The organism is Brucella cytisi, from assembly GCF_038433355.1.
Taxonomy (GTDB): domain Bacteria; phylum Pseudomonadota; class Alphaproteobacteria; order Rhizobiales; family Rhizobiaceae; genus Brucella; species Brucella cytisi.
This window is the reverse complement of the sequence record NZ_JBCAUP010000015.1, coordinates 25,580-50,374: the sequence shown is the minus strand read 5'-3', so window position 1 is coordinate 50,374 and position 24,795 is coordinate 25,580. Positions and strand designations below refer to the sequence as shown.

Genomic DNA, 24,795 nt, shown 5'->3' with positions numbered 1-24,795 from the left:
GGCCAGCAAATATTTTCGGTTCGGGACAGGCTATATGCGGCAAGGATATTCGCCCTCATACCCGCTGCGTGACGAGCGGATTACGGAAGACAGGCTGAAACTGGCCAATCTCTTCCGCAGGCAGTTCTATATCCTGTTCGGATTGGGACTTCTGGCGCTCACCGGCATGGCGGTCGGCGCATTGGCGACTTGGAATGTTGCCGATCCGAGCTTCAGCCATGCGACCGACAATCCGGTAACGAATGCGCTGGGTTATCCGGGCGCAGTATTCTCTGACATTGCCATGCAGTTTTTCGGTCTGGCGAGCGTTCCCGCTCTGCTTCCGCTCGCCGTCTGGTCGCTGCTGATGATGACACGCGGCGGCATTGGCCGCGTAGCCAAGCGCAGTTTCGCGTGGCTCGGCGCTGCACTCCTGTTTGCAGCCATCGCCAGTTGCTTCGCCGTGCCGGAAAGCTGGCCGATGCCGATTGGTCTCGGTGGCGTCTTTGGCGACATGATCCTGAAGTTCCCGGGTCTTTTCCTTGGCAGTTTCCCGCAAGGCGCGATCGCTTCAGGCATTGCGCTTATCCTCGCCGTACCGGCCTTCTGGCTCTGCCTTTTCGCCAGCGGTATCATTGGGCGCGGTGTGGGGATCGTCAATCTTGCACAGCCCTCGGGCCGCCGTGGCGCTGAGGAGGATGATTTCGCAGCAGATGACGAGGACGATGAAACATCAGCCGGTGGTGGTTTCCAGCTTATGGGCGCGCTCACCCATCTGGTACTGACCACGACCGCGAACTTCAAGCGCCTGACGGGGCTTGGCCGTCGTCGCCCGCGCGCGGAAGATTTCGACGATATGCGCGTTGTGCGCCGCAACGCCGAAACACGCAATGCGCCGCGCCGCGAACCCGGTTTCGGGGCGCCAGCGGCTGCCGATGACGAACCGCCTTTCGATATGGACGATATGGATGACGGTGCGCCGCTCGCCGGTCAGGAATGGCATGATGCGCCGCCGCCGCGTAGCCGAAAGGCTCGCGTGGAACAGGCCGCTCCGTCGCCGAAACCCGGTGCCCGCGCCCAGCGCGAGGCGCAGCCGTCCTTCCTCAAGGACAACGGCGTGTTTGAAATGCCATCGCTGCATTTCCTTGCCGAACCGAAGCTCGTCCAGCGCGATCCCGCGCTTTCCAAGGATGCGCTGGAACAGAACGCCCGTTTGTTGGAAGGTGTGCTGGAAGATTTCGGCGTGCGTGGTGAAATCATCAATGTGAAGCCTGGTCCGGTGGTGACACTTTACGAACTGGAGCCCGCACCGGGAATCAAGTCCTCGCGCGTCATCGGTCTTGCCGACGATATCGCCCGCTCGATGAGCGCGATTGCAGCACGCGTGGCCGTCATTCCCGGCCGTAACGCCATTGGCATCGAACTGCCGAACCCGAAGCGCGAGATGGTTTATCTGCGCGAGATGCTGGCAAGTCGCGACTTCGAACAGTCGAAGGCGAAACTGGCACTTGCGCTCGGCAAGACCATCAATGGCGAGCCGGTGATCGCCGATATCGCGAAGATGCCGCACGTTCTCGTCGCCGGTACGACCGGTTCGGGTAAGTCGGTGGCGATCAACACCATGATCCTGTCCTTGCTTTATCGCATGACGCCGCAGGAATGCCGCCTGATCATGATCGATCCGAAGATGCTGGAACTCTCGGTCTATGACGGCATTCCGCATCTGCTGACGCCTGTCGTAACCGATCCCAAGAAAGCCGTGGTCGCGCTCAAATGGACCGTGCGCGAAATGGAAGACCGTTATCGCAAGATGTCGAAGGTCGGCGTGCGCAATATTGACGGCTTTAATCAGCGCGTCGGCCTTGCGCAGAAAAAGGGTGAGCCGATTGCACGTACGGTCCAGACCGGCTTTGACCGCAATACCGGCGAGGCGATTTACGAGACGGAGGAGCTCGATCTGGAGCCGATGCCATATATCGTCGTGATTATCGACGAAATGGCCGACCTGATGATGGTTGCCGGCAAGGATATCGAAGGTGCGGTGCAGCGTCTGGCGCAGATGGCCCGAGCGGCGGGTATTCATGTCATCATGGCCACCCAGCGCCCATCAGTGGACGTCATCACCGGCACAATCAAGGCCAACTTCCCGACCCGCATTTCATTCCAGGTGACGTCGAAAATCGACAGTCGCACCATTCTGGGCGAGCAGGGCGCCGAGCAGCTTCTCGGTCAGGGTGATATGCTCTTCATGGCTGGCGGTGGTCGCATCCAGCGCGTGCACGGACCTTTTGTTGGCGACGACGAGGTGGAGCGCATCGTGCAGCATCTGAAGCTTCAGGGCGTGCCGGAATATCTCGATGCCATCACCGAGGATGACGAAGACGACGAAGGTGGCAGTGGTCCGGCTGGAACCGGCAATCTGGAGGATTCCGACGATCCTTACGATCAGGCCGTGGCCGTGGTGCTGCGTGACAAGAAGGCTTCGACTTCCTACATCCAGCGCCGTCTCGGTATTGGTTATAATCGGGCTGCCTCAATCATCGAACGCATGGAAGAGGAGGGCATTGTCGGTCCGGCCAACCACGCGGGCAAGCGTGAAATTTTGGTTCCCACTGGCGACGATGATTTCTGATGGCCATACTCGCGCCCAACTGGCGGCGTAGTTAAACAGAATGATGAAAAGAGAAAGTTTGTCGATGATGTTCTCCCGTTTCTCCGCCTTCGCGAAAGCTGGTCGCCTTGCCGCCGTGCTGGGAATGGGAGCGCTTGGGCTTGGCATGACGTCGCTGGTTCTGGCCCCGGTCGCCGCGATGGCGCAGGGGGCAGGCGGCGGTGCGGCGGCACAGCAGATCGCCGATCATTTTTCATCGGTGCGTACAATGACCGGCGAGTTCGTACAGTTCGGCCCGAAGGGCGAACAGACGGGCGGCACTTTCTATATCGAGCGTCCGGGCAAGATTCGCTTCAACTACAATAATTCTCCAATCCGGGTGATTTCGGATGGCGAATCGGTGGTCATCAACAATCGCAAGCTTGATACCTGGGATCTCTATCCGCTTTCGAAGACGCCCTTGAAGCTTCTGCTGGCAGATCGGATTGATCTGGGTGGTGGCCGTCTTCAGAATGTGAAGCAGGAGCCGGACATGACCACGCTGGTCCTGGGCGACAAGTCGATCTTTGGCGATTCGAAAATCACCATGATGTTCGACCCTAAATCCTACGAGCTGAAGCAGTGGACCATCACCGATGCCCAGAAGCTTGATACCACTGTCATGATCTTCAACGTGCGCAGCGGCGTGCGTTTCACCGACGATATGTTCAAGATCGACTATCAGCGCATCGCAATGAAGCGCAAAGGTCAGTAATCGTCAGTTTGTGATAGGCAAGCCGTTTGCATTTGCCGGATAAATGATTAGGTTCGCAGCATCTTTTTCGTTGCTGCGAGTCCTATCTTCATGGCCTTTTCCGTTGCTACCTGGAACATCAATTCCGTTCGTCTGCGTATGCCGCTGGTCGAACAGTTTCTGCACGATTATCAGCCGGATGTTCTGTGCCTTCAGGAAACGAAGTGCCCCGATAATCTGTTTCCGTCGAAAGGGTTCCGGGCTCTCGGCTATGAACACATCGCGATCAGCGGTCAGAAGGGCTACCACGGCGTTGCAACTATATCGCGGCGTCCTCTGACGGGCGTGGAAAAGATCGGTTTCTGCGACATGGGCGATTGCCGCCATTTGAGCGCTGTCGTCGAGGCGGGCGGTAAGAAGCTCCGTATTCATAACTTTTACGTTCCTGCGGGCGGTGATGAGCCGGACCCGGTAATCAATCCGAAATTCGCGCATAAGCTGGCTTTTCTGGAAGAAATGCGCGCTATCGTCGCCGACCGGAAAGACGGACATTCTTCCGTTCTCGTTGGTGATCTCAACATTGCTCCGCTCGAAAACGACGTCTGGTCGCACAAGCAGTTGCTCAAGATCGTCAGCCATACGCCGATCGAAACCGAAACGCTGGAAGATTTGCGTGTGAAGGGTGGCTGGAGCGACCTGATGCGACAGCTTATTCCGGCGGACCAGAAAATCTTCACCTGGTGGAGCTATCGCGCCAAGGATTGGGCCGAATCGGATCGTGGCCGCAGGCTGGATCACGTCTGGGGTTCTGCCGATCTTGAAGGGTATATGCAGGGTCTGCAAATCCTTCGCGATGCGCGCGGTTGGGACCGCCCATCGGACCATGTGCCAGTCATTGCGACATTCGATCTGGATTGATCGGATCGTAAGGCCTATATAAGAGCCGGTTTAGAAGAGGAGAGAAGAACGATGGATCGGATTGCACTGTTTCAAATGACCAGTGTTTTCAACGTTTCCATGGTTCGCGATGTCTGCTCTTCTTACACTTCAGGATGTTTCCTGCGTTACGGCTGATGGCCGTACTCTCTTCGAATCCATTAATTTCAGCATAGCCGAGGGCCGCATCGGTCTGGTCGGGCGCAATGGTGTGGGTAAATCGACGCTGTTGCATGTGATGAATGGCGCGCTGCTTCCGACAAGCGGAAATGTGACCGTAAACGGGACCATCGGTGTTTTGCGGCAGAACGTCGGCGGCGATGATTCCGAGACGCTGGCTGATCTTTTCGATGCGCGCATAGACTTCGACATTTTGGCACGTGTCGAACAGGGCTTGGCCAGTGACAGCGATCTTAGTGAGGCCGACTGGCTTCTGCCGCAGCACTTTACCGACGCGTTAAAGCGGCTTGGATTGCCTGATATGGCTTCCGAGACACCCCTGTCGACCTTGAGTGGAGGTCAGCAGACGCGCGCGGCGCTTGCAGCCCTCATATTTCGCAAGCCTGATCTCATTCTCTTGGACGAGCCGACCAATAATCTTGATCGTGCCGGCCGTTTGGCCGTGGTCGATTTGCTAACCGCCTGGCGCGGTGCAGCCGTGGTGGTCAGCCATGACCGCGAACTGCTACAGTCCATGGATGCGATAGCGGAATTATCTCCGGACGGGCTTCGGCTCTATGGCGGCAACTGGGACTTCTATCACGCAAAAAAGACCGAAGAGCGCGCGAAGGCGGTGCGCGATCTCGTAACGGCACAGCGTGAAGTCAAGCAGGTGGAGCGCAAGGCACAGGCTGCAGCCGAAAGACAGGCGCGCAACGATGCGCGCGGTCGCAAATCACGCGCCGATGCAGGGATGAGCAAAATGCTGCTCGATGCCCGGGAGGACCGTGCGCAGCAATCGAAAGGTCGGGGCGATGCACTGGCGGAACGCCAGTCTAGCCGGGCCAACGAGCAGTTGCAGGAGGCGCAAGCAAAAGTCGAGCGAGTAAGGCCGATGCATTTCAATGTGGCTGGTGCGGTTCCGCCTTCCGGTCGCGTCATGCTCGATATGCGAAATGTCTCGGGCGGGCCGCAAGCCGACTACCCGGTGATCCGCGACCTGTCATTGAAGATCGTGGGAGCCGAGCGTGTGGTTGTCGCAGGGCCGAATGGCGCAGGCAAGACCAGCCTGTTGCGGCTGATTACGGGGGGGCTTCAACCTTTGGCCGGAACCGTCGTGCGCCCGGAGCGCATGGTGATGTTTGACCAGCAGATGAGCCTGATGGATCGCGGTCAGACCCTTTACGAAAACTATCGGCGTCTCAATCCGGGGTCGAACGACAATGATGCTCGTGCAGCACTGGCGCGTTTTTCGTTTCGCGGCGAGGGGGCTTCACGGCTTGCCAGCAGTCTCAGTGGAGGCGAATTATTGCGGGCGGCACTTGCCTGCGTTCTGGGTGGAACAGAGCTTCCCGAACTTCTGATCCTTGATGAACCGACCAATCATCTCGACCTCGATTCCATCGAGGCACTGGAAACCGCTCTCAATGCCTATGAAGGCGCATTGATCATCGTGAGCCATGATCAGGCTTTTCTCAATGCCATCGGAATGGAAAGGGTGATTGAACTCTGAAAAGGGTCAATCGCTATTCAGGCGGGGTGCGACCTTTTCGATTTCGCCGATCAGTTCCAGCAGATTGCGACTGACATGCGCATGGAGTGCCGCCGCCACTTCGGGATATTCTTCCAGAATGCGGCGGAAGATTGCGCGGCTGATGCGGATAACCTCGGTTTCCGCTTCGGCGACTGCACCGGTAAGACGCGAGGTCTGCGCGATCAACGCCATTTCGCCAATCATGGCGCCAGGGCCGACGGGGCGGATCGCAATCCGCCCTTCGTCTTGTTCATGAAACAGGGTGATATTGCCCGATACGACGATATAGGCGCAGTCGGCACTTTGCCCTTCACGGAAAAGCTCACGCCCGGCCCTGAGAACGAGACGTTCCGCACCGAAGGCAAGCAACCGCAACTGTTCGGGCGTAAAAGACTCGAACAGGCCTACCGTGCCGAGAATGCGAATATCGTCATCAAGCGCCATGGGTCGTCAATACACCTGCATCGGGCGCTGTCCATCATGGGACAAGCTTGTATCCCCCGCTTTCTGTGACCAGAAGCGCCGCATTGGACGGATCTTTTTCGATTTTCTGGCGCAGACGATAGACGTGGGTTTCCAGCGTATGCGTGGTCACACCTGAATTATAACCCCATACTTCTTCAAGAAGCACATCGCGGCCGATAACCTTGTCGCCGGCGCGATAGAGATACTTGATGATCGCCGCTTCCTTTTCGGTGAGGCGGATCTTGCTGCCCTTCTCGTCGATGAGGAGTTTCTGGCCGGGCTTGAACGTATAAGGGCCGACGATGAAGGTCGCGTCCTCACTCTGCTCGTGCTGGCGCAGCTGTGCACGCACGCGCGCCAGAAGCACCGCGAATTTGAACGGCTTGGTGACGTAATCATTGGCGCCCGATTCGAGGCCAAGAATCGTATCCGATTCCGTATCGTGGCCGGTGAGCATGATGATCGGCGCCTTGAAACCGCCCTTGCGCAGCAATTTTACGGCCTCACGTCCATCCATATCCGGCAGGCCGACATCCATGATCAGGAGGTCTACAATGCCGTTTCGTGCAGTCTGGATGCCCTTGGTGGCATTGTCTTCCTGCAAAATCTGGAATTCTTCGCACAGCTCCAGCTGTTCGACGAGGATAGAACGGAGATCTTCGTCATCGTCCACAATCAGTATCGTACGGCCTGTCATGCCTGTCCTCGTTACTCTTTGATTTAAATGGCTCTTGGTGTTTTATGACATTTAATGGAGACAAGTTGAAGCGGCGAAACGCGAAAGAGATTTTTGCTCTCGCCGACAACGGTTTGAAACATGCATGACACGGAGGCGGGGGCTTGGCCAGATACGAAATTAGCCGAGGAATTGGCATTATCGATGTGCGGGCCAAACCGGGCCACAAGACTCGCGGCTTGCTTGTTGCCGGCAATCTGGTGCTGGAATGCGCTCTTGGCAAGGGGGGAATCAGCGCTTTCAAGCGCGAAGGTGACGGAGCAACGCCTCTGGCGACCATGCGGCTGCTCTATGGATACCGCCGCGGCGACAAGGGTGTGCTGCCGTCATCGCGGTTACCGCTCGGGCGTGTCCGCCGTCTGGATGGCTGGTGTGATGCATCGTCTGACGCCAATTACAACCGCCCGGTAAGGCTGCCTTATGCGGCAAGTCACGAGGATATGTGGCGGCGTGATGATCTTTATGATGTCTGCATTGTCATGGACTGGAATATTGCGCCGCGCCGTCGCGGATGCGGCAGTGCAATCTTCTTTCACCTTGCCAGACCCGGCTATACGCCCACAGAAGGCTGCATAGCATTGAGGCGCGCCGACATGGCGCGCCTCCTGCCTCATCTGACGGACCGAACCATGATCCGTGTCCTGAGATAATCGTCTCAGTGTGCGGCAGCAGCAACGACCCTGACTTCATTGCCTTTGGCATCGTAGAGCTTGCCGTTCAGGAAATAATCTCCGTCATGCAGCTCCGAGATGTTGTGATGGCGGATGATGCGTTCCGTACCTTCCGCGAAGACTGACATCTGGTTGCTGTTGCCCAATTTGATTTCATTGAACATCAGGTTGAGCGCAATGGCCATCAACGCTGCCGAGCTGATGCCGGAGTGGAAGATGGTTTCAAACCAGGTCGGAAAGTTATGATAGAACTGGGGTGCGGCGATCGGGATCATACCGAAGCCGATCGAGGTCGCCACGATGATGAGATTGATATTGTTCTCGTAGTCCACTTTGGCGAGTGTGCGGATGCCGCTTGCAGCCACCGTGCCGAACAGGACGATACCCGCTCCACCCAGAACTGCCGGAGGAACGCAGGCAATCACCCGACCCATCACCGGCAGGAGGCCGAGCGTGATGAGGATCAGGCCACCAGTTGCCACGACATAACGGCTCTTTACGCCTGTCACTGCGACAAGGCCGACATTCTGGGCGAAGGCGCTTTGCGTAAAGGAACCGACAACCGGCGACAGGATACTTGAAAGCATATCCGCGCGTAGACCATTGGCGAGACGTCGAGAATCCACTTTCGTACCGAGGATTTCACCGACCGCCAGAATATCGGCGGAAGTCTCGACGAGCGTGACCATGATCACAATGAACATAGAGAGCGTTGCGGCGAGGCTGAATACCGGCATGCCGAAGTGGAAAATTTCCGGCAGCGCCACCATTGAACCTTCGCTCACCCGCGAAAAATCGGTCATGCCGAGCGCCCAGGCGATAAAGGTTCCGATGACCATCGCGAGCAGAATCGAAAGTCGCGAAATCGTGGCATTGCCCATCTTGCTGAGAATGAGCACGATGACTAGTGTGAGGCCTGCAAGACCGATATTGGCCATGCTGCCGAATTCAGGGCTGTTGCTGTCTCCGCCCATTGCCCACCGCGCCGCAACAGGCATCAGCGTCAGGCCGATGGTGGTGATGACGATACCGGTGACGAGCGGCGGAAAGAAACGCGTGATGCGTGAGAATATCGGCGTGATGATAAGGCCGATGACGGCTGCCGCAATGACGGCTCCCAGCACGACCTGTAAGCCCGCTTCACCGGTCTGGCTCGATGTGACGATGGCCACCATGGTGGCAACGCCCGAAAAAGAGACGCCCTGGACCAGAGGTAGCTGGCAGCCGAAAAACGGTATGCCGACGGTTTGCAAGACGGTCGCAACGCCACCGGCAAAAAGCGATGCGGTGATCAAGAGGCCGATTTCGGTTGAGCTGAGACCAGCCGCCTGACCGATGATCAGCGGAACTGCCACGATGCCCCCATACATGGTCAGCACATGCTGAAAACCATATGCCAGATTGGCGGCGACAGTTAGTTTTTCATCTTCGGGACGCGAAAGCGTATCCGCCCCGGACTGGTGCGTATTCAATGCTACTCCCTCCCAGCAGGCGCGAACATAACGCCAGCCTGCTCTCTCCGTTCTCCCTGCGCTGGATCGTCATGACGGCATGTCTTTCGACACCGAACTGACGAAGAAATGCGCGATGTCTCCTCCAAAGACATGTCGCAGGAGTATAACCGCAGCCGTCTAGATGACTGTGTCTCTTTTGCTTGAAATTGTTTTCGATACGGGAGTGCTAATGTTGAGGGAGTTTTTCAGCTGTCGATTTTGGTGCGCGCGTCTCTCATCGCATCGCGCAGCACAGCGAAAATGTACGGCTCCAGCGATTGCGCAACGTTGAAGCGCAGGAAACGGCTGGCTGTATGTGACGGGCTGAAGACATTGCCGGGCGCAAGCACGACGCCTTTGTCCAGAGCATGCCGCGCAAGCTGGCCGGAGTCCAGCCCAGCCGGCAATTCGGCCCATAGAAACATGCCGCCTTGCGGCTCGGTCCACAGCGTGAGGCCCTCTGCCTTCAGGCGGCTGGCGATGAGCGTCATCGCATCGGCCAGTTTGGCGCGCAGGCTGTCGACGTGGCGGCGATAGGCACCATCGGTCAAAAGCGCATGCACAATCTGTTGCGACAACACATTGCCCCCGAAGCTGGTGGCGAGCTTCAGGTCGGTCAGCCCGTCGATCCAGTCGCGACGTCCGGCGATATAGCCGACGCGGGCTGCAGCAGACAGTGTCTTGGAGAAACTGCCAACATGCAGGACGCGGTCGAACCCGTCCAGTTCGGCAAGAAGCGGGGTAGGCGAGGGGTGGAAGTCGCCGAAGATATTGTCTTCGACCAGCGTGACGCCATGCGCTTCGGCAAGCTTCAGCAGCCGGTGGGCCGTGGCTGGCGTCATCGAACCGCCGGTCGGGTTATGCAATCCGGCATTGGATATATAGAGTTTCGGCGCGTGTTCGCTGGCTGCTCTCGCAAAGGCTTCGAGGTCCGGGCCGGTATGGGTATAGGGCACGCCGACCAGTTTTACACGGTGTGTCAGAAGCACGGCCTGAAAGTTGAAGTAGCAGGGATCATCGACCAGAACCGTATCGCCCGGTTGCAGCAGATAACGGCAGATCAGGTCGATGGCCTGCGTGCCGGAATCGGCCAACAATATTTCTCCGCTCGAAACGTCGATGCCTTGTTCACCGAGTCGGTGAGCAAGGTGCTGGCGCAGGGGGCGGAAACCGAGCGGTTCGCCATAGGTGGCAATATTGCTCCCCTCGTCGCGAGCAACCGCGCGCATCGCCCGGCGGATCGCTTCCTGTGGAAGCCACGTGTCGGGTAGCCATCCGCACCCCGGTTTAAGTGCGGTGTCGTCTGCCTCAAGTGACTGTCGCATGACCCAGAGAGGATCGATCTGGCGTTCCTTGTGCTGTGTGTTGGTGGCCAGCGAAAATGGCTGGCGAGCGCGCTCAGAAACATAGAAACCGGCCCCGCGGCGCGACTGGATTATGCCTTCCGCCACCAGCCTGTCATAGGCTTCGACGATAGTGGATTTCGAGACATTCATCGCTTCTGCGAGGCGACGGATGGAAGGTAGTCGTGCACCCGGCGCGAGGCTCATCGCCGTAATGCGTCCGCGAATAATGCCCATCACCTTTTCAACGAGTGGGGTCCTGTCGGCGGTGGCGTTTTCATCGCCACGCTCGATTTCTCCGCTTGCGTAAGCAGCTTCCACAGCTTCGAGGCTGCGCAGAAGGCCCGTCGAAATCATCTGTACTATCCCTTGTACCAGTACAGTTTGCCAGAATTGTCCCGAAACTGTCTCTGATTATTCGGGCAGTTCCGCGGCATTGTCTCACGAATCCTTATACGATTTTAGAGAAAGTCGAAAAGACACTATGCGTGAGAATGTTGGGAATAAGACCGCCGGATGGGTCAACGGGTTTTTGGGCGTATTGATTTTTTCCGGCTCGCTGCCGGCAACGCGGCTGGCGGTGATCGATATCGATCCGACGTTTCTGACAATGGCGCGAGCGTCTATCGCGGGACTGCTTGGCATGGCGCTTCTGCTGGCGTTTCGGGAACCTTTTCCCCGGCGTAACGACGCCATCTCGTTGATTGTGGTGGCGCTTGGCGTGGTCGTCGGTTTCCCGCTTCTGACGGGGCTTGCCCTTCAGCACATGACATCCGCCCATGCGATTGTCTTTATCGGACTGCTGCCGCTCGCCACGGCAATCTTCGCTGTCCTGCGCGGTGGTGAGCATCCGCGCCCGATGTTCTGGCTGTTTTCAGTGGTCGGAAGCCTCATTGTCGCTTCCTATGCCTATGGGCAGGGAAGCCAGTCCACGCTTCTGGGTGACGTGTTGATGCTCGCTGCCGTTATCGTCTGCGGTCTGGGCTATGCCGAAGGCGCGCAGCTTTCGCGCAGGCTCGGCGGCTGGCAGGTTATCTGCTGGGCGCTGGTGTTCTCGCTGCCGGTCATGCTGCCGCTAAGTGTCGTGACGCGTCCGGAGACATGGGCGGGCATCGGCACGCCAGCCTGGATAAGCCTCGGCTATGTCTCGCTGTTTTCGATGCTGATCGGCTTCTTCTTCTGGTATCGCGGCCTTGCGCAGGGCGGTGCCGCCACTGTCGGTCAGTTACAGCTTCTCCAGCCCTTCTTTGGCCTTATGCTGGCTGCCGGTATTGCGGGGGAACCCGTCAGCATGGGTATGGTCGCGACGGCGGCGGTGGTCGTCGTGTGTGTGGCGGGTGCGAAGAAATTTGCTTAAATAAACGCCCAGACGGTCGTTCGCTTCACTTCAGCGTCTTCAAGGGCGCGGGTGACAGGCACGGTATAGACGGCAAGTTGCTGCAGCCGGTCTTTCGGTAGATAGGCGCGTCCCGGATCGCCGACGACAATACGGGGGCCACGTTCGGCAAGTTTTGAAAACCAGGGAATAAGCCGCTCGGCGAGCGGCTTTTCATAAAAGACATCGCCTGCCAGGATCACATCCCAACCATCGTCATTGCCGATGAGATCATCCAGAGAGGGAGCAACCGACACACCATTGGCTGATGCATTGATCGCGATGGCGGGAAGCGCGAAGGGGTCGATGTCCGACGCCAGCACGCTTGATGCGCCTGCCTGCATGGCGGCAATGGCGACAAGGCCGGAACCGGATGCGAAATCGAGTACCGTCTTGTTTTTCACTGTTTCGGGATGATCCAGTATATAGCGGGCCACACCCTGACCACCAGCCCAGGCGAAAGCCCAGAAGGGCGGTGGCAGGCCGATTGTAGCAAGCTCTTCCTCGGTCTTGTGCCAGAGGTCGTGCGCTTCATCGGCCAGATGCAGACGAATTTCCGGCACGTGCGGCGGCGCTTGCAGGCTGGTATTGGCCAGAATGAAATCACGCGCGCTTTTATGTGCCGGATCGAGCATCAGAGCATGTCTCCCTAAAGGGGGAACCGGTTTGGGGATGCTGACATGCTCATGCCAAAGCGCTCTTTGCGTCCAGTCCGCCCATGCGGCAGACTTCGATCCATTCATCTTCCGTCACTGGCTGCACCGAAAGACGCATCGAGGTGACGAGCGCCATCTTCTCTAGCTTCGGATTGGCTTTCACATCTTTCAGCGTTACCGGCTTCGGCATGTCGCGCACAGCTCTGATATCCACGCATTCCCAGCGCGGATCGTCCGTCGTGCTGTCATGATGCGCCAGGGCACAGACCTCGACGATGCCGACGACTTCCAGCCCTTCATTGGAATGATAGAAGAAGCCCTTGTCACCCAGTTTCATGGCGCGCATGTTGTTACGCGCCAGATAATTGCGCACACCATCCCATTGCTCGCCTTTTTCGCCACGGGCTTTCTGCATTTCCCATGACCATTTGAACGGTTCGGATTTGAACAGCCAGTAAGCCATCAGTCATGAGCCTCAAGCGTTGGCGGGATTGTTGATCGCCCAATTCCACGGACGCACGGTTACGTTCTGAAACAGGCCTGCCAGTGCGTAAGGATCGTTGGCAGCGATCTTTTCTGCTGCGGCCTTGTCGGCAGCTTCGACAACGACCAGACTGCCGTTTGGCTTGCCGTCTTCACCGAGGAATGGGCCTGCGAACTTCAACCCGTCACCAAGACCCTTGAGATAGTCGAGATGTGCAGGGCGCGTATCGAGGCGCACTTGCAGATGGTCCGGCTTGTCGTTGCACAGAAGAGCAAAAAGCATTGTCAATTATCCTTTCCGTTCGAGCATGATCTTGTCCGAAAACCGGTTCCCACTTTCGGGATCACGCTCTAGTCCTCGGTCTTGAGTGGTCGGTTGAGCAGAGCCGTCACGGCTTCGTCAATGGTGATGGTGCCGTCAAGCAGCGCACCCGTCGCATCGATGATGGGTGCGGAGATAGCATGTTTGCGGCATAGTTCGGCGGCAATCGGTGCGGTCGCCACGCCTTCGGCAAGCGGCCGATTGGTCAGGTCTTCGCCCCGTCCGAGTGCCAGCCCGTAGGAGTAATTGCGTGACTGCGACGAAGAGCAGGTCAGCATCAGATCGCCAAGGCCGGAAAGCCCCATGATGGTTTCGGGTCTGGCACCCATGGCCTGACCGATACGGCGGAGTTCCGCAAACCCGCGCGTGACGAGAGCGGCCTGCGCGCTTGCGCCGAACCCGCGCCCGACGGCAGCACCGGCAGCAATAGCGAGGACATTTTTCAAAGCACCGCCGATTTCGACCCCTTTGAGATCGGTTGTCGAATAGCATCGGAAGGCTGGCCCGGACAGAAGTGCTGCGAGCCGATCGGCAATTGCTGCTTCCTCGCAGGCAACCGTCACAGCGGTCGGAAGCCCTCTGGCGACGTCTGTTGCAAAACTCGGACCGGATAATGCTGCGATCCGATGGTTCGGCAGAACTTCGGCTACGATTTCCGACATCAGCCGTCCGGTGCTGCGTTCGATCCCTTTCGCGCAGAGCACGACGGGTGCGGTTTGCGGAATAAGACTGCTCAACTGCGAAAGCCCGGCGCGCATGGCCTGCGCGGGAATGACGGCCAGAACGGCATCCGCATGTTCGGCGACAGCAGCCACGTCCGTGCTTGCATTTATAGCGCCGGGAAGTTCGATCTCGTTCAGATAGCGCGGATTGCGGTGTGTCCGGTTGATGGCTTCGACCATCGCCTCGTCGCGGGCATATAGCCATGTATCATGGCCGCTGCTGCATGCCATGGCCGCAAGGGCCGTGCCCCAGGCGCCGCCTCCCAGAATAGCAATCTTGCTAGTCTTTTCGCTCATGCCTTGGCTCCACGTCGTCCGGTTCCGATCAGCGGAGCCGACTTCTCGTCAAGCGGCCAGCGCGAGCGCGGTGCAAGATTGAGCGAATCAGGAGCTTCCGTTGCGGCCCGTTCGGCACCGGCCCAGGCAATCATTGCAGCATTGTCGGTGCACAGATCGAGTGGCGGAGCGATGAAGCTGAAACCGTGCCGGGCGCAAAGAGTTTCGAGCGCGGCGCGCAAGGTCTTGTTGGCCGCGACCCCGCCCGCAACGACAAGCGCCGGTGTTTCGCAATCGGGAAATTCGTTTCTGAAACGTTCAAGTGACCGGCCCACCCGGTCGGACAGCGTGTCGGCGACTGCAGCCTGGAAAGAGGCGCAAATATCGGCCACGTCCTGATCCGACAATGGAACCAGTTCTGTTGCCGTCTGGCGCACTGCCGTCTTGAGACCGGAAAAGGAAAAATCGAGCCGTGCTTCGCCCTTCAGTGGTCGTGGCAGGGCGAATCGCTTCGGATTGCCCTGAAGCGCCATACGTTCGACTGCCGGACCGCCCGGGTAAGGTAGACCCAAAAGCTTTGCCGTCTTGTCGAAGGCTTCGCCCAGCGCGTCGTCAATAGTGGTGCCGAGGCGTTCGTAGTCGCCAATACCGCGTATCAGCACCATCTGCGTATGACCGCCGGAAACGAGCAGCAGCAGATAAGGAAACGGCAGGCCGTCGGTCAGACGCGCTGTCAATGCGTGGCCTTCCAGATGGTTGACGGCATAAAACGGCTTCTGTGCCGCCATGGCCAGTGCCTTGGCGGTCATAAGCCCGACGATCAGTCCGCCGATCAGCCCCGGTCCTGCCGTGGCGGCCACCGCATCGACGTCGGCAAGCTTCATGTCGGCATCTTCGAGCGCGCGCGCAACCAGCCGGTCCAGCGCTTCGACATGGGCGCGTGCGGCAATTTCCGGCACCACACCGCCATAGGGTTCGTGCTCGGCGATCTGGCTCAAAACCACATTGGACAGAATCCGTCCTTCGCCTTGATCGTCACGTTCGACGATTGCGGCGGCTGTTTCGTCGCAACTTGTTTCTATTCCAAGAATGCGCATTTGCGGTTAGACCCTGCCTGTCTCATAATTCATTGAAAAAATCCGGTACCATGGACAGCGCAATATGCAAACAGCATCCTTAAAGAATGGCACGTTGAAGATAGGCACGCGGGGCAGCAAGCTTGCTCTCGCCCAGGCTTACGAGACGCGTCGTCGCCTTATGGAGGCACATGGTCTGCCGGAAGAAGCTATTGAAATCATTCCCATGTCGACGGCGGGTGACCGCATTCAGGATCGCGCGCTTTCCGAGATCGGCGGCAAGGGGCTTTTTACCGAAGAGATCGAGCAGGCGCTGACGGATGGTCGAATCGATCTCGCAGTCCATTCGACCAAGGATATGCCGACGGTTCTGCCCGATGGTCTGCATCTTTCTGTTTTCCTTGAGCGCGAAGATCCGCGCGATGCCTTTATCGGTCGTACGGCTTCCCGCCTCCTTGATTTGCCGCAGGGTGCAACTGTTGGATCGTCATCATTGCGTCGTCAGGCTTTGATCCTCCGTCTTCGTCCCGACATTCAAGTGGTGATTTTCCGCGGCAATGTCGATACTCGCCTTCGCAAACTGGAAGCCGGAGAAGTCGACGGGACGTTTCTCGCCTGTGCGGGGTTGCGGCGTCTGGGGCTAGGCGATGTCATTACCGACTTGGCCGATCCGGAAAGCTTCCCGCCAGCGCCGGGACAAGGTGCCATCGGCATCGAGACCCGTATCGGCGATACGCGTATCGATACGCTGCTGGCGCCCCTTGCGCATCGCGAGACCGGTATTGCACTTGCCTGCGAACGGGCATTTCTAGCTGCCCTTGACGGTTCCTGCCGCACGCCGATTGCCGGTCTTGCAACCGTGAACGGCGATACGGTTTCCTTCCACGGCATGATTTTGAAGCCGGACGGGTCTGAAGCGCACGAGATAAGGACGGAAGGTCCGGCATCGAATGCTGCCGCCATCGGCACGGAAGCCGCGGAGCATCTGCGCGTGAAAGCTGGTCCCCAATTCTTCGAGGGCTGGGAGTAGATTTGGCGGGGCCAGCACAAATCGCATCTCTTGGTCGTGTTCTGGTGACGCGGCCACAGCCGGCTGGCTCCGAGACTGCCGCCAAACTGGCGTCGAGGGGCTATGAGCCGGTTCTCCTTCCACTGAGCCGAACCGTTGCGCTTTCCTTTGCTTTCCCCGACGGCCCGTTTGCTGCTTTGACCGTGACGAGCGCCAATGCCTTTCACCATATCGACACGGAACGGCTGAAGCCGTTTCTTGGCTTGCCGCTCTTTGCCGTGGGGCAGGGAACAGCGCAGGCAGCGCAGAAGGCCGGGTTCGGTCATGTGATCGACGGGGGCGGTGATGCGGTTCGTCTTGCAGCGACGATGCGGCGCGATCTTCCCGAACAATCCCGTGTTCTTTATCTCGCCGGACGGGTGCGCCAACCGGTGTTCGAAGACGAGATGCGGGCCGCTAGGCTCGATATGCACGTCGCCGATGTCTATGACACGGAGACAATTCCTTATTCTGCGTCAGCACTTCTGGACGTGCTTCATGGCGCGCCTTTTGTCGCGGTCATGCTTTATTCAGGCGTTGCCGCGACGCGCTTTGTCGAAGCGATGCATGAAATCGCGCTGCCTTTTGACGAGAAAACGCGGTTTTTGTGCATTTCTGCCCGTGTGGCCGACCGGTTGCCGCCGCTCTGGCGGGTAAATGCCCTTGTTGCAGACCACCCGGATGAAGGCGGACTTTTCCGGCTGTTTGCCAAACTTTGACTCATTTCGGCGCAACCTTCCTTCATCTGGCGATTTTATCTGTTAGAGTTTGAGGCAACCAATCGGCATCTACGAGAGGATCCATGGCGAAACCCGGCACTCCGCGACACTCCAAATCAGCCCGTAATCCTGTGACGATCAATCTTGATCCATCGGATGTGAAGCGGGTTGACGAACCGGCGAAGGCGACGCCAGATGCGGAGCCGGTGGGAAATTTCTCAAAATCTGAAAACCCAAAACCGGAAACCCCGAAGCCTGCATCACCCAAACCCGAAGCGACGGCTGCCGAAAAGACCGTGAAGACGGAAACGCCGGAAAGTTCGACTTATACCAAACCACCTTTTACCTCGGGCGTGAAACCGGAAACCCAGCAGACTGCGCAAAAGAGCGGTGCGGGCGCGTCGCATCTTCTGGCCGGTATTGCTGGTGGTGTAATCGGGCTTGGCGGTTTGCTGGCTCTGCAATGGGGCAATGTTATTCCCTCTCCGGGCGCGAGAGTGACAGCGGAACAGCTTGCGCATATGGAACAGCAGATCGCCGATTTGCGGACCAATCCGACACCGGCGCCGCTTGACGATACAAGCCGCGCGCAGCTTGCGGCTCTGGAAAAGAATGTTCAGGCAGCCGAGATCAAGGCAGAGGCGGTGGCAGGTTCCTTCACCGATCTTCAGCAGCAATTTGCCGCCTTGCCGAGGGAGGCTGAGCGGGACACGGCGGTCGATACCACTGCTCTGACCGAGCGGTTGGACGCGCTGGAAAGCAAGCTTTCAGCGACCCAGAGCCGGGCGGATGAGGCGACAGCCGGAGTTTCGGGAAACAGCGGCACGATTTCATCGCTCGAATCGAAACTGACCTCCTTGCAGGAGAAGGTCACCCAGGCTTCACGCCAGCCCGATGCGACGGCGCTTATAGCGGCCAATGCGCTGAAAACGGCGATTGATCGTGGTGGTTCTTTCAAGGCGGAACTGGACACTTACGCTTCGGTTGCACCGGACGAGGCATCCATCGAACAGCTGCGCGCCCATGCCGACAAGGGCGTTCCGACCGTTGCCGACCTGAATGCGTGGTTCGGTGCTGTTGCGAACCGGATCGTCGCGACGGAAAACAAGCTGCCTGCCGATGCCGGAATTTGGGATCAGCTTGTCGCCAGCGCCAGAGGACTGGTAAGCGTGCGCCCGGTTGCGGGCAATGTCACCGGCACTGGTGTCGGACCGATCACGGCCCGAATGGAGGCCGCCCTGCAGGCGGGTGATCTGGAGCGTGCTCTCAGCGAATGGGAACAGTTGCCTGCTGATGCCAAGGCTACCTCGCAGGAATTCGCTGATCAGATTCGGGCGCGGCGTGACGCTGATGCGCTTGTGCAGCGCCTCGTTGCCGACAGCTTGAAACCCAAGTCGTCTACGGGTGAAACTGGCGAGGCTCCGGCCTCTTCCGGTCAGTAGGAGGCGGGCCGATGCTGCGTGTCCTGTTCTATTTCGTCGTCGTTGCCGCGCTTGGTTTCGGCTTTGCCTGGCTTGCGGACCGTCCGGGTGAACTTGATGTCACTTTTGCGGGCAATCATTACAATGTGCCGCTGATAACCGCTGTTGCGGGGATCGTTGCCATCGTCGCGGCCATCCTGATCCTGTGGTGGCTGGTCAAGAGCATTATCCAGTCACCTTACACGCTGCGCAGGCATTTTCGTGCGCGCAAGCGTGATCGCGGTTATCAGTCGCTTTCAACCGGATTGATTGCAGCCGGGGCCGGCGATGCGGAAGCAGCGCGCCGCATGACCAAGCAGGCCGGCAAATTGCTGAGTTCCGATCAGGAGCCGCTGATAAAGCTTCTCGAAGCACAGACCGCTATGCTGGAAGGGCGCACGGAAGATGCCCGCAAAGGTTTTGAGGCGATGGTGGATGATCCCGAGACGCGCCTGCTCGGCTTGCGTGGCCTCTATATCGAAGCCCAGCGCGTTGGCGCTCTCGATGCCGCCCGCCATTATGCCGCCGAAGCCGCGAGCCAAGCGCCGCAGCTTGAATGGGCCTCGTCAGCCATGATGGGCCAGCTTTGTGCCGAGGGCGACTGGGATGCGGCGCTGAAGCTCGTCGATGCACGCAAACAGGCACTCGCCCATAGCAAGGATGTGGTGAAGAAAGAACGCGCCGCACTTTTGATCGCCAAGGCGATGGCAGTCGCCGATGTTGATCATGTGCAGGCAAAAGCGCTGGCGCTGGAGGCGAACAAGCTGGCATCCGATCTGGTGCCAGCTGCCGTGGTTGCCGCGCGTGCGCTTTTTTCCGATGGCGATATACGAAAAGGTTCGAAAATTCTGGAAGCGGCATGGAAACGGTTTCCACATCCTGACATTGCTTCGACCTATGTCTACGCCCGGTCAGGTGATACGCCTCAGGACCGTTTGAAGCGCGCAAGGCATCTCGTCTCGTTGCGTTCCAACAATGCCGAGGGCAGTCTTGCTCTGGCACGCGCTGCCTATGAGGCGGGTGATTATCGCCTTGCCCGCGACAATGCCGAGCAGGTTCTGCGCGCTTCGCCGCGCGAAAGCGCCTATCTGTTGCTGGCCGATATTGAAGAAGCTGAAACGGGTGATCAGGGCAAGGTTCGTGAATGGCTGGCGCGGGCCGTCAAGGCGCCGCGTGATCCTGCATGGACTGCCGACGGTTATGTTTCAGAACAATGGTCGCCTGTATCGCCGGTTACGGGACGCCTCAACAGCTTCGAGTGGAAGGTTCCCGTCGTGGAACTTGCTCCAGCCATTGAAGCGGAAAAACCTGAAATCAAAGGCCCGGTGGAAGCAAAGCCGGGCAATCCGCTGGTTCTTGCAGAGCCGAAAGACAAGGCTGGCGTAGTGGATGCATCAGCCGTCGTGGAGAGAAAGTTGCCTGTTCGCGATGTTGAGGAAGCTGAAGTCATCGTGCCTGCCGCCGAGCCGGTCAAGGTATCGCCAGCCCCTTCGATAAAAAAGGTCGAGGAGGTGAAGCCGCCTGTCCCAAATGTGGTCGCGACTGATGACGATATGGAGGACGAGCCGCGTCGCGCGCATCTGGTGGTGGACGATCCGGGTGTCGACGAAAACAAGCCTTCGCAAAAAGCCCAGAGCGGATTGAGGCTTTTCTGATCAGGCTTCCGAGAAATCGTTGCCGAAAAACAACGCAGCCCATCTCTTGGACGGTAAACGGTTGCGCAAGACCGTTTACCGTCTTGCGTGGCGCATTCAGCTCGTTACCTTCGATGTTGCTAACAAAGATGCCGGAATCGCCGTAACGGCTGACAAGTTGCAAACATGGCAGCGAGGGTGAATGTTCGATCGTCTTCTGGATTTTTTAAAAGAGCTTCCCGCCAACGGTTTTCGTGACCGGAGCGAAAAATTTTCCAATGATGATCCACGACTGGCCGCCGCCGCTTTGCTTTATCACATCATGGATGCCGACGGCGAAACGCGGGAAAGCGAGCGTAAGAAGCTTTCTTCGATGCTGTCACAGAAATATGGCCTTAAAGGCGACAGTCTGAAACAACTCATCCAGGCAGCGGAAAAAGCCGATCAGGAAGCGATTGACCTTTCGGATTTCACTTCGGTTCTGAAGCGGCAGCTCGATTATCAGGCTCGCCTAGACCTTATCGGACTGATGTGGGAAATGGTCTACGCTGACGGCAAGGTGAGCGAAGTCGAGGCCGACGTAATGTGGCGCGTGGCCGAACTCGTTGGCATCCAGCAGGATGACCGGAATGCCATTCAGGATCGCATGGACGAGGCGAATCGTAGCACGTCCGCCTCCTGATCATCTCTGATTTGAGAGATCAAGTCCGTCCCTGCAGGTGACGGGCCTTGCGCAATTGCGGGAACATTGCCGCCCAGGCAACAGCAACGGCGATTGATCCCAATCCACCGATGACGACAGCGGGAACAGCGCCGATGGCCGCAGCCATCAGGCCGGCGCGAAACTCGCCCAGTTCGTTCGATGCACCGACAAAGACCATGTTGACGGCATTGACACGACCGCGCACGTGATCGGGCGTCCAGAGCTGCATAAGCGTTTCACGGATATAGACGCTGATCATGTCAGCGGCACCTGCAAGTGCCAGAGCAATGACCGACAGCCATGTCAGGGTCGAGACCCCGAAGATAATATTGAACAGACCGAACAGGCCGACGAAGACGAACATCACGCGACCTGCATGGTCGCGGATCGGGTGTCCGGCAAGCCAGACGGCGGTCAGAACAGCGCCGATACCGGGAGCGGATCGCAGCAGGCCGAGCCCCCACGGACCGAGATCGAGGATGTCGCGTGCGTAAATCGGCAGCAGCGCCACCGTTCCGCCAAGGAGAACGGCAAAGAGGTCGAGCGAGATGGCGCCAAGGACGATCTTTTCCTTCCAGATGTAGCGGAAGCCAGCGAGCATGCTTGTCAGTGAGCGCTGTTCGGCAAGCGTGTGCTGTTTGGGCTTTGGAATGGAAAAGATCAGGACGGAGCCGATCAGCAGGAACAGCGTGGCGACGGAATAGGCTGCAACCGGCGAAATGCCATAGAGCAGACCACCTGCGACAGGTCCCACGATTGTTGCCACCTGCCATGCAGATGAATTCCACGAAACGGCGTTGGCGAAATCCTCTGTCGGCACGAGATTAACGACGAGCGATGCGGAAGACGGGCCAAGAAACGCGCGTGCGACGCCAAAAAGTGTCAGTGCGGCAAAGACCGTCAGGGGCTCGAACAGACCGGCGAGCGTCAGACTGAGCAGCAACGCCGTCACCACGCTTTCCAGAATGAGTGACAGACCCATGATAAAGCGCCTGCCGAAGCGGTCGGCAGCGGCACCGGTTACCAGAACCAGCAACAGGGCCGGTAGAAATTGCACCAGTCCGACCATGCCCAGATTGAAGGCGTCGCGGGTGAGGTCATAAATCTGCCAGCCCACTGACACACTCACGATTTGCACCGCAAATGCGCTCAGGAAACGGGCGCCCCAGTATTTTTTGAAGGCAGAGTGCCGGAAAGCTGCGTAACGATCCGCAGAAGAAGCATCGGTAGAGGGGGACATTGCTCATAACATCTGGAGCACCTCCAGCAAAAGTGCGAAGCAGCTTTGCGTCGGATAATGCGTTACAACAAGAAGATAGATGTTACTTACAGCATCCTTCCCATGATCGGAACCATTTTTTGTGCGGCTCTGTTCGAGACGATTGCAAAAGAGTCCTGAAAGCAAGAAAGGCCGGAATAAACCGGCCTTTCATTGTTGTCGTTCTGGATCAATCCTTGCCGAGCAGGCCTTTCCAGATGATCGCGCCGATAGCCGCGCCGACGAGCGGCGCAACCCAGAACAGCCAGAGCTGGCTGAGTGCTGCTGTATCGGCGAAGAGAGCAACGCCGGTCGAGCGGGCCGGATTTACCGACGTATTGGTGACCGGGATCGAAATCAAATGGATCAGGGTGAGACCGAGACCGATGGCAATCGGAGCAAAACCAGCTGGAGCCAGCGACGATGTGGAGCCCAGAATGATGATAAGGAAGAAGGCCGTCAGGATAACCTCGATGAGCAGGCCCGCCATCATGCTGTAGCCGCCCGGTGAAAGTTCACCATAGCCGTTGGAAGCGAGGCCACCGGCGGAGAAGCCTTCCTTGCCCGAGGCGATAAGGAAGAGAACTGCTGCAGCCGCAATGGCTCCCAGAACCTGCGCAACCCAGTAAGGGATCAGGTCCTTGGCTGGAAGTCGACCAGCCACCATGAGGCCCAAGGAGACAGCCGGGTTGAAATGGCCGCCGGAAATGCCGCCCACAGCATAAGCCATGGTCAGGACAGTCAAACCGAAGGCGAGAGCAACGCCGAGAAAGCCGATGCCCAGTTCAGGGAAGGCTGCGGCGAGGATTGCGCTGCCGCAGCCCCCGAAAACAAGCCAGAATGTTCCGAAAAATTCAGCCGACAATTTGTTCAGCATGGAAATCCCCAGGGTTGGTGTAGTGAAAAATGCCATATGCGAATCATTTAGCAAGAAGCATATAATCGTCTTTTTCTTCGGACAATCATGTTTAACTTGATTGGAGGCTTTTGTTCTCTGTGGATTTTTCCCGTCATTTCAGTAAATGAAAAGCTATTCTTCGTATATTCGTGTTTGCTTTTATATCTCTTCTAAATTGGGTTTCGATGGATAGTAAGAGTTGATCGGCTGGGCTTTTTTTTAAAGCTGTCGATCCCGCTCAGCTATATTGCGGAGAAGGGCGGCGGCACGTTATAAGCGCAGATGTCGAACGGGCGACGCTGGCCAATGCAAGATCGATTGGCAGGGATTTCGCGGGGCAGATTGGAGTTGTCAGCCTTGAACACTCATCGTGGGACGAAAACACAAAGGCTTGTTCTAAATGCCGTTAGGGTCGTTCCGATTGTTGCGGCGCTATCCGGCTGCACGGCAACTGCATGGACGGAAAAGGTGAAGATCGACAGCACGCCAATGCCAACCGAATGTACGGGCTGGCAGAAGATCGATCTCAAACAGCGCACGACGCTGGTTCTTTTACGCGAAGACCCGCGCCTTGTGGTCGATATCGATGCCCACAACCTCAAAGGGCGTAATCTCGGCTGCTGGCAGTAGCCGGAGGCGCCAGGCTAGGTTTTTGGGTCGGCGTTACTAGGCCGGGGTGGCCAATCGCACATCGACTTTCTCGATGGTGCCGCGCAGCGCCGGGAGCATCGTTTCGAAGTCGATATATGCACCCGGTTTCAGCATTGCTTCACCAGGAGCCAGACGGCGTTCGCGTTTGCTGCCGTCGCTATAGGTGATCATGACGATCAGCGGGGGCGTGGCGCGTTCTTCGGATGTGGTGTTCCGGATGCGGCCGCCGACACTCAGAACCTTGCCCTTGTCATGCACTCCGACGCTGGTTTTGAGATCAGTAAGCTGAAGTGCCGAAATGAGCGGCAAGGTTGGTTGCCCGCCGGAAAGAGATTTGCCGGCAAGCAGTGTATATCCGCCCGCTATCCAGAAAGCGGTTGTCGCGCAAAGAGCGACGAAAACCCAATACCCGAATCCCGGCCATCCACTGGGAAGACTTGTTTCGGACACCAGCTTGCGTGGGGCGAACGGCTTCTGCGGAATGCTGTACGAGAGAAATTTCCGGGGTGATGACCCCGGAACGATGGTTTCGAATTCGGCGTCTTCAATCAGTCCGGCATCGGAAGCAAACCGTGTCGCGCGATGGTTTTCGCACGAAGGCGCGCGCGACATCTGCGCTGTCGATGGTTGTTTCGCCATCATGCCGTCATCTTCCTTTGCGTTTTTCGCCCCTTCGACCGGTGCCACACACTGGCTCATAATGGTTAATGCTTCATGGCCGCAGCCTCGGTCACGCACTTTTTTAAGGCTTGTTCGAGCGGAATTAACGCAACATTAACCATAGAGGATAAAGGTCGATCTGATATCGATGTCATCCGTGCGTCGTTCAGCGTGCGGACAATTGAAGAGAAACA

At 57.9% G+C, this 24,795-nt stretch carries 24 protein-coding genes; 12 read left to right on the top strand and 12 right to left on the bottom strand.

Annotation, left to right across the window (positions count from 1 at the left end; translation table 11 throughout):
• Positions 1–34: 34 nt before the first annotated feature.
• From AAE521_RS15670 to AAE521_RS15655, 4 genes are all read left to right on the top strand, one after another.
• On the top strand, positions 35–2,611 hold the full coding sequence (locus AAE521_RS15670; protein WP_071632673.1) for a DNA translocase FtsK: 2,577 nt from the start codon (positions 35–37) through the stop codon (positions 2,609–2,611).
• Positions 2,612–2,675: 64 nt separating this feature from the next.
• Positions 2,676–3,344 carry an outer membrane lipoprotein carrier protein LolA gene (locus AAE521_RS15665; protein WP_029375810.1) on the top strand — a complete coding sequence of 223 codons (669 nt, stop codon included), beginning with the start codon at positions 2,676–2,678 and terminating at the stop codon, positions 3,342–3,344.
• Positions 3,345–3,434: 90 nt separating this feature from the next.
• Entirely contained in the window at positions 3,435–4,241 is an 807-nt protein-coding gene (locus tag AAE521_RS15660; RefSeq protein WP_071632640.1) for an exodeoxyribonuclease III, read from the top strand.
• Positions 4,242–4,350: 109 nt separating this feature from the next.
• Positions 4,351–5,931, top strand: a complete 1,581-nt coding sequence (locus tag AAE521_RS15655) for an ABC-F family ATP-binding cassette domain-containing protein (RefSeq protein WP_071632641.1) — start codon at positions 4,351–4,353, stop codon at positions 5,929–5,931.
• A 6-nt stretch (positions 5,932–5,937) separates the two neighbouring features.
• On the opposite strand, the gene AAE521_RS15650 is transcribed toward AAE521_RS15655, so the two are convergent.
• Together AAE521_RS15650 and optR are read right to left on the bottom strand one after the other, a co-directional pair.
• On the bottom strand, positions 5,938–6,396 hold the full coding sequence (locus tag AAE521_RS15650; RefSeq protein ID WP_071632642.1) for a cyclic nucleotide-binding domain-containing protein: 459 nt from the start codon (positions 6,394–6,396) through the stop codon (positions 5,938–5,940).
• Positions 6,397–6,430: 34 nt separating this feature from the next.
• The gene (optR, locus tag AAE521_RS15645) at positions 6,431–7,114 is read right to left on the bottom strand and encodes a response regulator OptR (protein WP_006467959.1); all 684 of its coding nucleotides are present in this window, start codon (positions 7,112–7,114) and stop codon (positions 6,431–6,433) included.
• Positions 7,115–7,257: 143 nt separating this feature from the next.
• Here optR and AAE521_RS15640 point away from each other — a divergent pair, with 143 nt between their 5' ends.
• On the top strand, positions 7,258–7,803 hold the full coding sequence (locus tag AAE521_RS15640; RefSeq protein ID WP_071632643.1) for a L,D-transpeptidase family protein: 546 nt from the start codon (positions 7,258–7,260) through the stop codon (positions 7,801–7,803).
• 5 nt (positions 7,804–7,808) lie between these two features.
• Here the strand turns inward: AAE521_RS15640 and AAE521_RS15635 are convergent, their stop codons facing one another.
• Both AAE521_RS15635 and AAE521_RS15630 read right to left on the bottom strand, forming a co-directional pair.
• On the bottom strand, positions 7,809–9,296 hold the full coding sequence (locus AAE521_RS15635) for a nucleobase:cation symporter-2 family protein (protein ID WP_071632644.1): 1,488 nt from the start codon (positions 9,294–9,296) through the stop codon (positions 7,809–7,811).
• Between the two features lie 227 nt (positions 9,297–9,523).
• Positions 9,524–11,017 (bottom strand): aminotransferase-like domain-containing protein, encoded by a 1,494-nt coding sequence (locus AAE521_RS15630; RefSeq protein WP_071632645.1) that lies wholly within the window; start codon positions 11,015–11,017, stop codon positions 9,524–9,526.
• A gap of 127 nt (positions 11,018–11,144) precedes the next feature.
• On the opposite strand from AAE521_RS15630, the gene AAE521_RS15625 reads away from it, so the two are divergent.
• The gene (locus AAE521_RS15625; protein WP_071632646.1) at positions 11,145–12,017 is read left to right on the top strand and encodes a DMT family transporter; all 873 of its coding nucleotides are present in this window, start codon (positions 11,145–11,147) and stop codon (positions 12,015–12,017) included.
• Here AAE521_RS15625 and AAE521_RS15620 read toward each other — a convergent pair.
• From AAE521_RS15620 to tsaD, 5 genes are all read right to left on the bottom strand, one after another.
• Positions 12,014–12,670 (bottom strand): class I SAM-dependent methyltransferase, encoded by a 657-nt coding sequence (locus tag AAE521_RS15620; protein WP_342061787.1) that lies wholly within the window; start codon positions 12,668–12,670, stop codon positions 12,014–12,016. The two genes, AAE521_RS15625 and AAE521_RS15620, sit on opposite strands and share 4 nt — an antisense overlap.
• Positions 12,671–12,719: 49 nt before the next feature.
• The gene (locus AAE521_RS15615) at positions 12,720–13,154 is read right to left on the bottom strand and encodes an EVE domain-containing protein (RefSeq protein WP_010657556.1); all 435 of its coding nucleotides are present in this window, start codon (positions 13,152–13,154) and stop codon (positions 12,720–12,722) included.
• A 12-nt stretch (positions 13,155–13,166) separates the two neighbouring features.
• The gene (locus AAE521_RS15610) at positions 13,167–13,457 is read right to left on the bottom strand and encodes a YciI-like protein (protein ID WP_010657555.1); all 291 of its coding nucleotides are present in this window, start codon (positions 13,455–13,457) and stop codon (positions 13,167–13,169) included.
• Positions 13,458–13,525: 68 nt separating this feature from the next.
• Positions 13,526–14,515 (bottom strand): NAD(P)H-dependent glycerol-3-phosphate dehydrogenase, encoded by a 990-nt coding sequence (locus tag AAE521_RS15605; protein ID WP_342061786.1) that lies wholly within the window; start codon positions 14,513–14,515, stop codon positions 13,526–13,528.
• Positions 14,512–15,591, bottom strand: coding sequence for a tRNA (adenosine(37)-N6)-threonylcarbamoyltransferase complex transferase subunit TsaD (gene tsaD / locus AAE521_RS15600; protein WP_071632649.1), 1,080 nt, complete (start codon positions 15,589–15,591; stop codon positions 14,512–14,514). The genes AAE521_RS15605 and tsaD overlap by 4 nt, the downstream gene beginning before the upstream one ends.
• A gap of 64 nt (positions 15,592–15,655) precedes the next feature.
• Here tsaD and hemC point away from each other — a divergent pair, with 64 nt between their 5' ends.
• The 5 genes from hemC to AAE521_RS15575 all read left to right on the top strand — a co-directional run bounded on the left by hemC (position 15,656) and on the right by AAE521_RS15575 (position 21,113).
• Positions 15,656–16,600 (top strand): hydroxymethylbilane synthase, encoded by a 945-nt coding sequence (hemC, locus tag AAE521_RS15595; protein ID WP_084094285.1) that lies wholly within the window; start codon positions 15,656–15,658, stop codon positions 16,598–16,600.
• Between the two features lie 2 nt (positions 16,601–16,602).
• Positions 16,603–17,337: a uroporphyrinogen-III synthase gene (locus tag AAE521_RS15590; RefSeq protein WP_071632651.1), complete on the top strand. Its 735-nt coding sequence runs from the start codon at positions 16,603–16,605 to the stop codon at positions 17,335–17,337.
• An 83-nt stretch (positions 17,338–17,420) separates the two neighbouring features.
• Entirely contained in the window at positions 17,421–18,779 is a 1,359-nt protein-coding gene (locus AAE521_RS15585; protein WP_342061785.1) for a COG4223 family protein, read from the top strand.
• 11 nt (positions 18,780–18,790) lie between these two features.
• On the top strand, positions 18,791–20,452 hold the full coding sequence (locus AAE521_RS15580) for a heme biosynthesis protein HemY (protein ID WP_071632653.1): 1,662 nt from the start codon (positions 18,791–18,793) through the stop codon (positions 20,450–20,452).
• Between the two features lie 181 nt (positions 20,453–20,633).
• Positions 20,634–21,113: a tellurite resistance TerB family protein gene (locus AAE521_RS15575; RefSeq protein WP_071632654.1), complete on the top strand. Its 480-nt coding sequence runs from the start codon at positions 20,634–20,636 to the stop codon at positions 21,111–21,113.
• Positions 21,114–21,132: 19 nt separating this feature from the next.
• Here the strand turns inward: AAE521_RS15575 and AAE521_RS15570 are convergent, their stop codons facing one another.
• Together AAE521_RS15570 and aqpZ are read right to left on the bottom strand one after the other, a co-directional pair.
• The gene (locus AAE521_RS15570) at positions 21,133–22,374 is read right to left on the bottom strand and encodes an MFS transporter (protein WP_342061784.1); all 1,242 of its coding nucleotides are present in this window, start codon (positions 22,372–22,374) and stop codon (positions 21,133–21,135) included.
• 208 nt (positions 22,375–22,582) lie between these two features.
• Positions 22,583–23,269, bottom strand: coding sequence for an aquaporin Z (aqpZ, locus tag AAE521_RS15565; protein ID WP_010657546.1), 687 nt, complete (start codon positions 23,267–23,269; stop codon positions 22,583–22,585).
• A 378-nt stretch (positions 23,270–23,647) separates the two neighbouring features.
• Between aqpZ and AAE521_RS15560 the strand changes: the two genes are divergently transcribed.
• Positions 23,648–23,920 carry a hypothetical protein gene (locus AAE521_RS15560; protein WP_029929715.1) on the top strand — a complete coding sequence of 91 codons (273 nt, stop codon included), beginning with the start codon at positions 23,648–23,650 and terminating at the stop codon, positions 23,918–23,920.
• 36 nt (positions 23,921–23,956) lie between these two features.
• Here AAE521_RS15560 and AAE521_RS15555 read toward each other — a convergent pair whose 3' ends face one another.
• Positions 23,957–24,640 carry a hypothetical protein gene (locus AAE521_RS15555; RefSeq protein ID WP_143132801.1) on the bottom strand — a complete coding sequence of 228 codons (684 nt, stop codon included), beginning with the start codon at positions 24,638–24,640 and terminating at the stop codon, positions 23,957–23,959.
• Positions 24,641–24,795: the final 155 nt, after the last annotated feature.